The following is a 14,819-nucleotide window of genomic DNA, read 5'->3' as shown; positions in this document are numbered from 1 at the left end:
TGAGCAGGAAAATAATAATGTCTCGTACAGTTTTGGTGGTTGAGGACGAAGCGCCCATCCGTGAAATGCTTAAGTTTGTGTTAGAGCAGTCTGGTTTTAATATCATTGAAGCCGAAGATTACGATATAGCGCAAGAAAAAATATGTGAACCTTACCCAGATTTAATCTTACTTGATTGGATGCTACCGGGTGGTAGCGGCGTGCAATTGGCTAAGAGTTTAAAGCAGCATGAGTTCACTCGTGATATTCCAGTGATTATGCTTACCGCTAGAGGCGAAGAAGAAGATAAAATTCGAGGCCTTGATGCGGGTGCGGATGATTACGTCACTAAACCGTTTTCACCCAAAGAGCTTATCGCTCGAATTAAAGCGGTGATGCGACGCGTAACGCCTACATCAAATGAGGAGCCTATTGAATTTAACGGCTTGAAACTTGAGCCGGTGTCTCACCGTGTTATGGCTAATGAAGAGCCACTTGACATGGGTCCCACAGAATTCAAATTACTGCATTTTTTCATGACCCACCCAGAGCGTGTTTATAGCCGTGAGCTATTACTCGACAATGTATGGGGTACGAATGTGTATGTGGAAGATAGAACGGTTGATGTACATATCAGGCGTTTACGTAAAGCTATCTCTCGTCATGGGCATGATGCTATGATTCAAACCGTGCGTGGAGCCGGATACCGTTTCTCTACCAAACTCTAAATTCCCTGCGGATAAGAGACGCCACTAGCGTCTCTTCGCTCTCCGCGTTTCACTGTTTCAGGGCGCATTCACTATGTATTACCCGTTCTCATGGCTGAGAAGTACGCTTCGACTAGTGCTATACCTTCTGGTATTCGCGCTAATCGGTTGGTACATGAATGACATGTTATTTGCTGTAGCCATTGGCGCCACCTTGCTGCTCATTTTCAACTATTGGCATTTATACAAGCTTAACCGCTGGTTATGGCATAGCCGTAAGATGTCACCACCCACAGTGCGTGGCGTGTGGGAGCATATTTACGAAGGTATTTATTACCTGCAGCGCAGAAACAGGAATAAGCGTAAAGAGCTTGGCGAATTAGTGAAGCGCTTCCGTGAGGGGTCTGAAGCACTCCCCGATGCAGCGGTAGTAGTAGATTCTAAAGCATGTATTATCTGGTGTAACCGCTTAGCGCGGTTGGATCTGGGCTTAAAGTGGCCACAAGATGCGGGCAGAAGGCTCGATAACTTACTACGACACCCAGAATTTATTCAGTATTTTCATGCTGGAAATTTCAAATATCCTATTGAAGTTCCATCACCAACCAACCCGCATAAAACCTTTGAATATCGGGTTATGCCTTATGGCGACGAGCACCTGTTATTGATTGCGCGAGATATTACCCGCGTCTCTCAGTTAGAGGCCATGCGTAAAGATTTTGTCGCCAATGTGTCACATGAACTACGAACGCCTCTCACGGTTATCAATGGCTATTTAGAAATCTTGCCAGTGGATGAAACCGCAGATCCTTTTATGCAAAAAGCCATGAAGGAGATGACTGCGCAAACTCATCGTATGCAAAATTTGATTGAAGATTTATTGGTGTTGTCTCGCATTGAAGCCAGCTCGGAACGGATTTACGAAAATGTGGTTAATATTCCCACGGTACTGTCTCAGATAGAGCGAGAAGCCCAAGCACTGAATAAAGAAAAACAGCACCATATTGAATTTCATATTGATACCGACCTTAAAGTCTTTGGGGTTGAAACCGAGCTACGAAGTGCTTGTTCTAACTTAGTATTTAATGCGGTGCACTACACTCCACCTGGTGGTGAAATTCATGTATATTGGCGGCATGATGAGGAAGGCGCAAAGTTCGCGGTGCACGATAATGGTGATGGCATTGAATCCAATCATCTTAATCGACTCACAGAACGTTTTTATCGGGTAGATAAAGCACGGTCACGCAAAACCGGTGGTTCAGGATTGGGGTTGTCGATAGTGAAGCACGTACTTAGCCACCATAATTCTCGTTTAGACATTGCTAGCACTTTAGGGGAGGGCAGTCAGTTTTCCTTTGTGCTGGATAAAGAGTTAATTGCGGAGCAAATTTAAATGCGAATAAAGCAATTCATCGCCTTGTGCAATGTGGCCGTTTTGCTTCTTGTTTCAGGCTCGCTAGGCGCTGAAACTACCCACGAGTTAGAATACGAACGTCAACCTGGGGTGGCAGGAAAAATTACTTCGGTAGGGTCAGACACACTCGCGAATTTAATGACTTTTTGGTCACAAGAATTCAAAGCCCTCTATCCGCAGGTGGGTTTTCAAATTCAAGCGTCTGGTTCTTCTACTGCGCCCCCTGCGCTCATTGAAGGAACCGCCACTATCGGCCCAATGAGCCGAGAATTAAAACCTAGCGAGATTCGCGACTTTACCCGCAAGCACGGTTACCCGCCTTTAGTCCTTAAGGTTGCGATGGACGCCATCGCTATCTTTGTTGAACGCCGCAATCCGTTGCAAGGGCTAACCTTAAACCAAGTCGATTCTATTTTTTCCCAAACACAATTTTGCGGAGGGGATGGGCCAATCAATAGATGGTCAGAGTTAGGCATTGACGCGAACGGTTATCGCGCTCCAATTCGCTTGTACGGACGAAATTCGGTATCAGGAACCTATGGGCTATTTAAAATCATAGCTATGTGTGACGGTGACTTTAGAAATACAGTTAACGAACAGCCGGGGTCGGCATCAGTGGTGCTATCTGTGGCTTCAGGCAAAGGGGCGATGGGCTACGCCGCCTACGGGTATAAAACTGCAGGAGTGCGGGCGCTGCCATTAGGTGAAAGCAAAGATTCTTTAGTGCCACTTACCATAGATAACGTTCGCAGTGAGTCTTATCCGTTTTCTCGTTTCTTGTATTTGGTGATAAACAAAAAACCGGGTGAGCCACTACCTACTCTTGAAAGAGAGTTCCTGCGTTATATTTTGTCTGAACAAGGCCAAGAACAAGTATCTCGAGATGGGTACTTTCCTATTCGAGAAGATATGCTGCTTAGACAGCGTAGGTTGGTTGATTAGTTATTGTACAAGCAGGTGGGTAATCGTGGAGCACGTTCCATCACGCTGGAAAAGTTGGGTAGTAAAAAACCTTTTATCAGGCACGGCACTGCCCGTAATTATTGAACAGTTAACCCTAAATGGGTTTGACGCAAAAACCGTTCGCTCGCTTCTAGGCAGCAATTTACCTGAAAAGCATGTTTTCGACCGAGACATAGAATTTTACCGTAAGCTCGCATTTCCAGCGTTTTTACATCAGCCTTCAAATCAGAATGTGAGTTGTTTGTACGATGAAGAGCAAATTCAGCTCTATCGCGTTGACGACTTTCTACCTGCTGACGAGTGCCACGAGGTGATAAGCCTTTCTTCAAGTAAACTTACGCCCTCAAAACTCACTGGAGCTCCTTCTACAGCAGGAATTAGAACATCTTCCACTTGTGAACTCGCCTTCATGCAGAGCGAATTAGTTACCTCAATAGATAGCCGCGTCGTCAACTTCTTAGACTTGGGCGTAGGAGAAAAAGAGGTGATTCAAGCACAACATTATGAGGAAGGGCAATATTTTAAACCGCATTTTGATTTCTTCCCGCCAGGCACACCACAATATCTAGAACATGCAAAAACAAGAGGTCAGCGGACATGGACTTGCATGATTTATTTAGACGATGTCATGGAGGGGGGACATACACATTTTACAAAAATAGGCCTGTCGATAAAGCCCCGCCGAGGCGCAGCACTGATATGGAACAATTTGACCCAAACAGGCGCGCCTAATTTTAATACTTTGCATTATGCCGAACCGGTGACTACGGGTAATAAAAACGTCATAACCAAGTGGTTTCGAGATAGAAATTAGCAAATCTTTCAATATAACCATCTGCTGAAATCCCTAAATTTCATTTTAACTACCTAAAAAACAAGACAATCTTAAAGACATTTAAGACTATTTATAAAAGTTCCAAATATTTCTATTTGAATGTGCATTTGTAACAAAAATGTCACCCTTCTCATTTAACCTCTACCGGACTTTGAAATTCAAACTAAGATCTAACTGGAGAATTTAATGGAAATTCGTAATGTTTTTAAGATCAGTGCAATTACAACAGCACTTGTTCTTGCAGGTTGCGGTGGCGATATAAATATTAACGAAGGTGACGAAGTTGTTGCAGCGCCAACAACACCAACCACGCCAACGACCCCAACCACGCCAACAACCCCTGATGTTGATACGCCATTTTCATTAGGCTTGGCGACAGATGCATCTAGCGAATTCTCTACTATTACCGATAAACCTGTTTATCGGTTAAACGACGACTTAGTGTTAACGCAAGACATGACGTTGACGAACGATGCACACTGGATCATTAAAGGTCGTACGGCTGTAGGTAACGACAACGCTGATTCAACAGTACTTACCATTGAAGAAGGTACTACGGTTATTGGTGAAGACGGTGATGACTTCCTAGTGGTACGCCGTGGTTCACAAATTGAAGCGTCTGGTTCATCTTCAGCGCCAATCGTTATGACATCTATACAAGATGTTACTGGCGAAGAAACATCAATTGGCCAATGGGGTGGTGTGGTATTACTCGGTAATGCACCAACCAACCTTTGTAATACAGGTGATGATGACCAAACGTCTGACGATGAACTGGCTTCTTGTGGTGTGTCTGCTGAAGGTGATGCAGGCCTATATGGCGGCAACAACGCTCAAGACAACTCGGGTACGCTTGAATACGTTGTTGTTAAGCATGCGGGTAAAGCGTTGGCTTCTGGTGATGAACTAAACGGTATTTCATTCGCGGGTATCGGTTCTGAAACCACCGTTAATCACATTCAAGTTCACCAAAACCTTGATGACGGTATCGAATTTTTCGGTGGTACGGTTAGTGTAAGCAATGTCGTACTTACTGATATTGGTGATGATTCACTAGATTGGTCTTTCGGCTGGACGGGTAGTGCAACTAACGTTTACATTCAGCAATCTGCTGACGGCGGCGATAACGCCATTGAAGCGGATAACAATGAAGATAATCCTTCATGGTTACCTCTTACCAAACCAACGATTTCTAACGTAACCATTGTAAGTGCCGATGGCACTAACGGCGTACGTTTACGTAACGGCACTGCGGGTGTGTTATCAAACGTCGTGGTAACAGGTTCTACCTTGGCCGCTAACTGCTTGCGTGTAAATGGTGACGAGTCTATTGCTAATGCAGAATCTGGCGAGCTTTCAATTACTAACTCTGTTGTTGCGTGTGAAACACCTGCCAACAACTTCGGTTCAGATGAGATTGGCGGTGAGTCTACACAAGCTTGGTTTGAAGGCCAAACAGGCAATAGTGTGCTTACACCATCAGAACTATTATTTGAAGATAACGGTTATTTCCCAACTTCTGCATCGCCGTTAGCTAACAGTGGAAATTACATCGGTGCATTTGACCCTGCTGGTGAAGACTGGACTACCGGTTGGACGGTTGGCGTAAATGGTGGATTTCCAACGGATATCCAAACGGCTTTCGAACAAGGTTTAGCAACAGATGTATCTGCTAACTTCCCAGAATTAACCGATAAGCCAGTTTATGAACTTGCCGAAGATACAACATTAACCAGTGATGTAACGTTAACTAACGATGCTTACTGGCTAATTAAAGGTCGCTTAGCGGTTGGTAACGATAACGCAGATAATGCAGTACTTTACATTGAACAAGGCACCACGGTGTTCGGCGAAGAAGGCGATGACTTCTTAGTAGTGCGTCGAGGCTCTCAGATTCAAGCTGAAGGCACGGCCAGTGCACCCATTACATTTACCTCAGTTCAGGACCTAACGGGTCAAGAAACGTCAATTGGTCAATGGGGCGGTTTAGTGCTTCTTGGTAACGCACCCACTAATCTATGTAACACGGGTGATGATTCTGATACTTCAGATGCGGAATTAGCGGCATGTGGCGTAGCCGCGGAAGGCGATGCAGGCCTATACGGTGGTGCAGATGCTGAAGATAATTCAGGTACACTTCGCTATATCGTCGTTAAGCACGCAGGTCGCGCATTAGCGGCAGGTGACGAGCTAAACGGTATTTCATTTGCGGGTATTGGTTCTGGTACTGAAGTTGAATTTATTCAAGTTCACCAAAACCTTGATGACGGTGTTGAATTCTTCGGTGGTACAGTAAGTGTTCGCAACATTGTGTTGACTGATATCGGCGATGACTCACTAGATTGGTCATTTGGTTGGACTGGTAACGCACAAAACGTTTATATCCAGCAATCTGCTGCAGGTGGCGATAATGCTATCGAAGCGGATAACAACGAAGATAATCCAGCTTGGTTACCGCTTACTAGCCCAACTATCTCGAACGTAACCATTGTTGGTGCCGATGGCACAAACGGTGTGCGTTTACGTAACGGTACTGCAGGAGCAGTTCGTAACTTAGTGGTTACGGCGGGTGAAGGCTACTCAAACTGCCTACGTGTTAACGGTGCTGAATCTATCGCTAATGCAGAATCTGGTGCACTTTCTGTTGAGAATTCAGTGGTTGCCTGTGAGACAGATGACAACTTTGGATCTGATGAAATCAGCGGTGATTCAACACAAGCGTGGTTTACCGGTCAAACTGGAAACAGTGTACAAACGGCTGAAGCCTTAATGCTTTCTACCGATGGCTTCACACCTCGCTCTGGTTCTCCTTTACTTGGCGCTGGCGTTGATATGTCTGCTGACAGTGATTTCTTCACATCAACTGACTACATCGGCGCATTTGATGGCGAAAACAACTGGATGGATGGTTGGACTGTTGCGGTTAACGACTCAATCCCTTCAGATGTGACTAACGCATTTGAGCAAGGCCTAGCGACTGACGTTTCAGGCAGCTTTGCCGCCATCACAGATAAGCCTGTGTATCAACTAGCTGCTGATACTATCTTTACGGCTGACGTTTCTTTAACCAATGATGCTCACTGGTTAATTAAAGGCCGTACTGCAGTAGGTAACGATAATGCTGATAGCGCTACGCTTTATATCCAACGCGGTACTACCGTATTTGGTGAAGATGGCGACGATTTCTTAGTGGTACGCCGCGGTTCAAAGATGGAAGCGTCTGGTACAGCAACATTGCCTATCACGTTCACCTCATCTGAAGATATGACAGGTGGCGAAACGACTATCGGTCAATGGGGCGGCCTAGTTATCTTAGGTAATGCGCCAACTAACTTGTGTAATACAGGCGACGACGACGCAACATCAGATGCTGAATTAGCAGCATGTGGTGTATCTGCTGAAGGTGACGCTGGTCTATATGGCGGCGCCGATGCAGAAGATAGCTCTGGTACATTCCGCTACGTTATTGTTAAGCATGCAGGTAAAGCACTGGCAGCAGGTGATGAACTAAACGGTATTTCATTTGCTGGTGTTGGTAGTGGTACAGAAGTAGACTTCATCCAAGTGCACGAGAACTTAGATGATGGTGTTGAGTTCTTTGGTGGCACGGTAAACGTTAGCCACTTAGTATTAACAGCCATCGGTGATGACTCACTGGATTGGTCTTTCGGTTGGACAGGTAAGGCTCAGTACGTACTTATCAAACAGGGTCTTAATGGCGGCGACAACGCATTTGAAGCTGACAACAATGAAGACAATCCTACTTGGACACCACTTACAACACCTACTGTATCTAATGTAACCATCATTGGTTCTACAGATACCAATGGTGTACGTCTGCGCAACGGTACTGCAGGAACCATTAAAAACTTAGTGGTAACTGGCGGCGCTGACTACAGCAACTGCCTACGCGTTAACGGTGATGAATCAATTGCGAATGCAGCAGATGCGTCACTTACCGTTACCCATTCTGCAGTGGCTTGTGAGTCTACAAGCGCATTTGGTTCTGACGTGATTGGCACGGCAACAACCCAAGAGTGGTTTGAAGCACAAGATGGTAACACCGTTGTTGCAGATATTGACGCATTAAGCTTCGATGATGCAACCGGCTATGTGCCAAGCAGTGATTCAGCGTTACTTGGTTCTGGTTTTGATGCGTCTACGCTAGATAGCTTCTTCGATAGCACTGATTATAAGGGTGCATTCGATGGCGAAGCTAACTGGACGCTAGGCTGGGTAACTGTAGGTCTTGAAGACTAATTTACTTTCGTCATTCATTGAAGCTAAGGCGCTTATGCGCCTTAGCTTTTGTGTTGAAAGGTCTTCCTAACTACAGCCCCATAGGAGTTTCCATAATGAAAAATAATCAATCGTCAATATTCAAGTTAGGTAGTCTGACGCTTGCCATCTCTACTATTCTGGGTTCAAGCTTATTGTCTACAGCAGCAATAGCGCAACAATCAGAAGATGAAGTGATTGAAGAAGTTGTTGCTACAGGTACCCGATTAAAAGGGACAGCAACAGCAGTAATGCAAGAGCGTCAAAACCAAGCGTTTGTTGCCGATATCATGGGTGCAGATCAAATTGCACGTACCGGTGATGGCGATGCAGCAGCAGCACTTCGTCGTGTAACTGGATTAACATTGGTAGATGGTAAGTTCATCTACGTTCGTGGTTTGGGTGAACGCTACTCAAGTACACAATTGAATGGTATGACAGTACCTAGCCCTGATCCTACGCGTTCAGTGGTTCCATTGGATTTATTCCCTTCAAGTATCATTGAAAGCTTGAATGTTCAAAAATCGTTTTCACCCAACATGCCTGGCCACTTTGGTGGCGGTAACGTCAATATCCGTACTAAGTCTATCCCAACTGAATTTGTGTTCAGTGTGTCTGGTGGGGCAGGTTGGAATTCAGAAAACAGTAATGACGGATTTTTCTATGGCGGTGGCAGCGATGATTGGACTGGACGAGATGATGGCACACGTGCCTTGCCGTCTATCATAGCATCGAATTTGGCCGCTTCTGGCTCTGACGGGTTTGAAGGTGATTCTTCACGTACGTTGGCGCAAACACAAGAGATACTGAATTCATTTAATTGGGATATTGGCCCTGAAAGTAAGTCTGCCGAGCCTGACTTTAATTTAGGTGCAACGCTAGGTAATCGTTACACATTTGATGACGACAGTGTATTGGGCTTCCTTGCGACGGTTTCTTACAGCAACGAATGGTCAATTACCGAAGAGCAATTGGGTAATGATATTGGTGGCGGACAAGATAACCCCCGTTTTACTAAATATCGTGACATGATTTCTACCGAACAAAATGTTCGTTGGAGCGGCATGTTCAATGTGGGTTATGAGTTAAATAGTAACCACAAAATTGAACTGGTTAATATGATGCTCCACGACATGCGTGACCGCCTGCGGGACGGCGAATACTTCGATGACAGTGAAAGCACCATCGGTGTGGAAGAGTTCAGTCGTATGGATATCATTTTCGAAGAGCGTGAAATGGTGTCGTCACAGTTGAAAGGAACACATAACTTCCTCGATATTGCTAACGGTGTGTTTTTTGATTGGTACGCAGGTACAAGCCGTGCCTCGCGTGAAGCGCCCGATATTATGGAAGTAACCTACCAGTTATTTTATGACGATGCTGGTGCGTTAGAGCTTGAACGTATCGATGATACTTCAGGGACTAACTTAAACCGTCAGTATCAAAGCCTTCAAGATGAATCTGATACTTATGGCTTTAATATCTCTACTCCTTTCTACGGTGATGGGTACGATATCGAAATTAAGGCGGGCTTTGATTATTACGAGAAAACACGGGATGCCGTAAATATCGATTTAGCGATTCGCCATTTTGGTATTAATGATGAATTTAAAGTGGGCAACCGACTGTATGATATTTTCTCAGAAGAAAATATTAATAACCCTGACTTCTACGCAAGTTCAACAGGTAGCTCGCTATTTCAAGACAATACCGGTGAAGGTGATAAGTATTCCGCAGCAAGTAAGTTGACTGCTGGTTACTTGATGGTAGATGCTTTTATCGATAAAAAGTGGCGTTTAAGTGGTGGTGCGCGGTGGGAAGAGTTCCAGCAAATTTCAGTGCCTTTTGTTGAACACTCGAATGAGTTTGCAGCAGAAACGGATGAAATTGCGGACAGCATTTATAACGAAGATGATATTCTTCCTTCATTCGCGCTAACTTATATCCCTAACGATGAAATGCAGTATCGTTTCAACATCAGCCAAACGTTAATCCGTCCTGATTTACGTGATATCAGTACCACATTCTTTATCGATCCACTTACCGAATTTCTTGTTCGTGGTTCACCGTCATTAGTTGAAACTGAGCTAATGAACATAGACGTCCGCTGGGAATGGTATATGTCTCAAGGGAACAACGTCTCTGTTGCGTTGTTCTACAAGGATATGGAAAACCCTATTGAGATGGTGCAGTTCGATGGCGGTGAGGGCGTACCTCAGTTGCTTACTGCAAACGGTGAAGAAGGTGAACTATACGGGGTTGAAGTAGAGTTTTTACATGACCTTAGCTTTATCAGTGATTCAATGAGTAACTTCTTTATATCTGGAAACATGACGGTGTCAGATTCAGAAGTAACTATTGGCAGCGGTGATCAAGATTCTTTGTTCTCACAGCAAGCACGTGAAGCCTATGGTGGTACCATCACAGCGACTATCACGAATGATCAGCGTCGTTTAGTGGGTCATTCTGAATGGGTTGCTAACCTGCAATTGGGTTGGGATTCAGACAACGGAGAGCATTCGGCTTCATTGGTGTATAACTCTTTTGGTGAACGTATTATTGCACCTGGTGTTCGCGGGTTTGAAGACGGTATAGAAAATCCTTTCCACTCATTGGATTTTGTTTATACCTACTATCCGGACTTCAACACGACGATAAAACTAAAATTTCAAAATATCCTCAACGAGGATAAAGAAATTGAACAGGAAGGACTCCTGTTGCGCCGTGAATCCGTCGGTACAGGTATTAGTGCCAGCGTAAGTTACGACTTCTAATTTAAAAAGCCCGGAATTGACCGGGTTTTTTATTGCGCGATTGTCTGCTGAATATGACGGTTATGTAATAAAACTGTCATGGAAAACTCCTATCCTACGCCCAGAATTTTATAGTCGGTAACCCCGATTTCTTTTAACTTTAAAGGTTTGAATGTATGAAGCTTATCAATTCTTTGCTTATTGCAGGCGCGCTTGTGGCGACACCTGTACTAGCACAAGACGATGAAGTACTAAATCCCGTTATCGATGAGGCGGCGAAAATTAATGAATCTGCTGCGAAGTCGCAGGAAAAGATAAACGGCATTACCGATCAGATTGACAGTAAACTTCAGCAATTCAAAACTTTGATGAAAGAAATTGAAGGTTTGGAAGTTTATAACACTCAACTTCGTAAACAAATTAACAGCCAAGAACAAGAAATGGATGACTTGAACGCTGCTATCGATGAAGTATCGGTTGTTGAGCGTCAAATTACGCCGCTAATGATGCGTATGATTGACGGCATGGAGCAGTTTATTGCCCTAGACGTGCCTTTTCTTCCTGAAGAGCGCAAAAACCGCGTAATGGATTTAAAAGCCATGATGGATCGCGCCGATGTTGCTGCATCTGAGAAATTCCGTCGTGTTATGGAAGCGTACCAAGTTGAGATGGACTATGGTCGCACAATGGAAGCTTACAGTGGCTTGCATACTATTGATGGCCAGGAGCGTGACGTTGAGTTTTTACGCTTAGGTCGCACAGCGCTTATTTATCAAACTCGTGATGCTAGTTCACAAGGTGTTTGGAACAAGCAAACTCGCCAGTGGGAAGCGCTAGACAGCAGCTACCGCACACAAATTACCAAAGGTCTGCGCATGGCGAAGAAACAACTTGCTCCAGACTTGCTAATGCTACCAGTGGCTATCACAGACTAAGAGGTTGATGAGAATGTTTAATTCAGTAAAACGTATCGCTTTTGGCCTAGTAGCCCTTAGCTTAAGCGCTGGTGCAGTAGCACAGAACGACCGCGCAATGGACCTAGACGCACTGCTTAAGCAGCTAGAAGAAGGTCAATTTGCACAGTCTGAGCAAAACAAACAACGTGAGCGTGACTTCGTAGCCCAGCGTGCTGAGCAAGATCAAGTATTGCGCGATACACGCGCTCGTCGTGACCAAATGTTGGCACAGTCAGAGCAGCTTGAAACCCAATTCGAAGAAAATGAATTTAAATTAGCAGACCTTAACGGTGCGCTAGATACACGTTTAGGTTCACTAAAAGAATTGTTTGGTGTACTTCAGCAAATTGCTGGCGACACGAAAAACAAATTTTATAACTCAGTAGTATCGGCGCAAATCACAGGTCGTTCAGACTTCCTTGATAAAATGGCACAAGACATGGGCTCTAGCTCAAAACTTGCGTCTATTGAAGAAATTGAGCGTGTTTGGTTTGAAATGCAACGTGAAATGACAGAGTCAGGAAAAGTGACCAAATTCACTACTGACGTCGTTGAAGCGGGTGGTCAGAAAGTATCGAAAGAAGTGGTACGTGTAGGACCTTTCGCACTCGTTGCTGATGGTAAATACCTTGAGTACAACGGTGTGACCGGAACGGTTTCAGAACTTATCCGTCAGCCTGCAGACCGCTATAATAGCTCTGCTGCTGAGCTTCAAGAATCGGCAAGTGGAGAGTTAGTTCAATTTGGTATCGACCCAACAGGTGGTTCAATTCTAGGTCTTCTAGTTCAAGCGCCAAATCTTAAAGAGCGTGTTGAACAAGGCGGCGTAGTAGGGTACATCATCCTTATCGTTGGTGCGTTCGGTTTGCTACTTGCCCTAGAGCGTTTGATTACTTTGTCGCTAATTCGCATGAAAGTGAACAAGCAGCTTAAGAGCAAAGAAATAAAAACCAATAACCCACTTGGCCGCGTGCTTAAAGTTCGTGACGATCATCCAAACGCTGATGTTGAAGCGCTAGAGCTTCACCTTACTGAAGCGATTTTGGGTGAAGTACCTAAGCTAGGGCGTAACCTTACTATCATCAAGATTATCTCAGTAGTAGCGCCGCTTATGGGTCTACTTGGTACGGTAACCGGTATGATTAATACCTTCCAGGCAATTACCTTATTTGGTACAGGCGACCCGAAACTAATGGCGGGTGGTATTTCAACAGCACTAGTCACAACGGTTCTTGGTCTGGTAGTCGCTATTCCGATGACGTTGCTATACGCCATGCTAAATACACGTTCTAAGAACATTGTATACATTCTTCAAGAACAAGCGTCTGGCGTTATTGCAGAGCGCGCAGAGCGGAGCTAATCATGATCGAGTTTCTGGAAGCAATTCGCGATTTCACAGAAACAGGTGGCCAGGTTCTTCTGGTCATCGGTCTGCTGATATTCGTTATGTGGCTTTTGATCCTCGAGCGTGCCATGTATCTGATGATTTGGCATAAGCAAGCTAAGAAAGAGGCGGTAGCGATGTGGACTGCACGTCATGACCGCGCTTCTTGGATTGCACAGCAAGTTCGTCAGAAAACGATTTCACAGTTAACCATGCGACTTAACGGTAGCATCCCGATTATTCAGTCTTTGGTAGCGCTTTGTCCGTTACTGGGCTTGATGGGAACGGTAACCGGTATGATTGAAGTGTTCGATGTAATGGCGATTGCAGGGTCGGGTAATGCTCGCTCTATGGCATCAGGCGTATCGAAAGCCACTATCCCCACTATGGCGGGCATGGTTGGTGCACTTTCAGGCGTATTCGCCTCTACGTGGCTCAACCGTATGGTGAAATCTGAACGCACGCATCTTGAGGATGCATTGACTATTCAACGTTAATGCTACGGCATTAAGGTAAGGTAAAAATTATGAAGCAGCACTTTCAAAACCTGGTTGATGAAGAAGAAGCAGCCATCGATATGACGCCCATGCTGGACGTTGTATTTATCATGTTGATTTTCTTTATTGTAACCGCATCGTTTGTAAAAGAAGCGGGTATTGATGTTAACCGTCCTGAAGCAGCTACTGCTGTGAAAAAAGACCGCGCTAACATCCTTATTGCTATCTCTGATAAAGGCGAGATTTGGATTAATAAGCGTCGTATCGATGAGCGCGCAGTACAGGCTAACATCGAGCGTCTTCACGCTGAAAACCCGCAGGGTACCGTTGTGATTCAAGCAGATAAAGAATCAACAACTGAAACCCTTATTAAGGTTATGGATGCCTCCCGTGCGGCAGGTGTTTTTGATGTTTCGATTGCAGCTCAAGAGCCATAAATCATGCCACGATATATAATCGCATTTGTTATATCCCTTGCGATCACGTTAGGCCTGTTCTTCTTGATGCAATCACTTATCAAGATGGGTGGCAGCGCGTTAACGGAACCGCCAAAGGGTAGTGTACTTGACTTTGTAAGGGTTAAGCAGGACGAACAGGTCGAGAAAAAAGATCGTAAGCCTAAGAAGCCGCCTAAGCCAGATCAGCCACCACCGCAAATGGAGCAGCCTCAAATGGACTCTCCTACCCCAGATGCAGAGGGGACATCCATGGATTTCGGTGCAGATGTTGGTGATGATATTTCTTTAGACGGCGGGTTAGCCCTTGAGTCTGGTGATGGCGAATATTTACCTATTGTTAAGGTGGCGCCGGTTTATCCTCGTCGTGCTTTACAACGTGGTATTGAAGGCTTTGTTATTGTTGAATTTACGGTAACTAGGCAAGGCGCGGTGCGAGACCCTATCGTGATAGAAGCCAATCCAGAAGGCATATTTGAACAAGCAGCAATGGATGCAGCAATGAAGTTTAAATATAAGCCACGAGTAGTAAATGGCGAAGCCACGGAAGTGTCTGGTATTCAAAACCGTATTACTTTCCAGATAGACGGATAAT

The 14,819-nt window shown here is 44.9% G+C and carries 11 protein-coding genes; all 11 read left to right on the top strand.

Annotated elements, in window-relative coordinates; genetic code table 11:
- Positions 1–17: 17 nt before the first annotated feature.
- The 11 genes from phoB to J8L84_RS05965 all read left to right on the top strand — a co-directional run bounded on the left by phoB (position 18) and on the right by J8L84_RS05965 (position 14,818).
- Positions 18–707, top strand: a complete 690-nt coding sequence (gene phoB, locus J8L84_RS06015; protein ID WP_057793852.1) for a phosphate regulon transcriptional regulator PhoB — start codon at positions 18–20, stop codon at positions 705–707.
- A gap of 73 nt (positions 708–780) precedes the next feature.
- The gene (gene phoR, locus J8L84_RS06010) at positions 781–2,082 is read left to right on the top strand and encodes a phosphate regulon sensor histidine kinase PhoR (RefSeq protein ID WP_061997161.1); all 1,302 of its coding nucleotides are present in this window, start codon (positions 781–783) and stop codon (positions 2,080–2,082) included.
- Entirely contained in the window at positions 2,083–3,045 is a 963-nt protein-coding gene (locus J8L84_RS06005; protein ID WP_211069887.1) for a phosphate ABC transporter substrate-binding protein, read from the top strand.
- Between the two features lie 25 nt (positions 3,046–3,070).
- A complete protein-coding gene (locus J8L84_RS06000) occupies positions 3,071–3,880 on the top strand; it encodes a 2OG-Fe(II) oxygenase (protein ID WP_348771814.1) in 810 nt (269 codons plus the stop codon).
- A gap of 207 nt (positions 3,881–4,087) precedes the next feature.
- Positions 4,088–8,161, top strand: coding sequence for a hypothetical protein (locus J8L84_RS05995; protein WP_211069885.1), 4,074 nt, complete (start codon positions 4,088–4,090; stop codon positions 8,159–8,161).
- 95 nt (positions 8,162–8,256) lie between these two features.
- Entirely contained in the window at positions 8,257–10,953 is a 2,697-nt protein-coding gene (locus tag J8L84_RS05990; RefSeq protein WP_211069884.1) for a TonB-dependent receptor, read from the top strand.
- Positions 10,954–11,108: 155 nt separating this feature from the next.
- The gene (locus J8L84_RS05985) at positions 11,109–11,867 is read left to right on the top strand and encodes a DUF3450 domain-containing protein (protein WP_211069883.1); all 759 of its coding nucleotides are present in this window, start codon (positions 11,109–11,111) and stop codon (positions 11,865–11,867) included.
- A gap of 13 nt (positions 11,868–11,880) precedes the next feature.
- Positions 11,881–13,248, top strand: coding sequence for a MotA/TolQ/ExbB proton channel family protein (locus tag J8L84_RS05980; protein WP_211069882.1), 1,368 nt, complete (start codon positions 11,881–11,883; stop codon positions 13,246–13,248).
- Between the two features lie 2 nt (positions 13,249–13,250).
- Positions 13,251–13,769 carry a MotA/TolQ/ExbB proton channel family protein gene (locus J8L84_RS05975; RefSeq protein WP_211069881.1) on the top strand — a complete coding sequence of 173 codons (519 nt, stop codon included), beginning with the start codon at positions 13,251–13,253 and terminating at the stop codon, positions 13,767–13,769.
- Between the two features lie 29 nt (positions 13,770–13,798).
- Positions 13,799–14,206 carry a biopolymer transporter ExbD gene (locus J8L84_RS05970; RefSeq protein WP_013785412.1) on the top strand — a complete coding sequence of 136 codons (408 nt, stop codon included), beginning with the start codon at positions 13,799–13,801 and terminating at the stop codon, positions 14,204–14,206.
- A 3-nt stretch (positions 14,207–14,209) separates the two neighbouring features.
- Positions 14,210–14,818: an energy transducer TonB gene (locus tag J8L84_RS05965; protein ID WP_211069880.1), complete on the top strand. Its 609-nt coding sequence runs from the start codon at positions 14,210–14,212 to the stop codon at positions 14,816–14,818.
- Position 14,819: the final 1 nt, after the last annotated feature.

It is taken from the genome of Alteromonas sp. MMG017, from assembly GCF_018100795.1.
In the GTDB taxonomy this organism is placed as follows: domain Bacteria; phylum Pseudomonadota; class Gammaproteobacteria; order Enterobacterales; family Alteromonadaceae; genus Alteromonas.
Note: the sequence above shows the minus strand (reverse complement) of the source record. Positions and strands in the feature narration are given on the sequence as shown.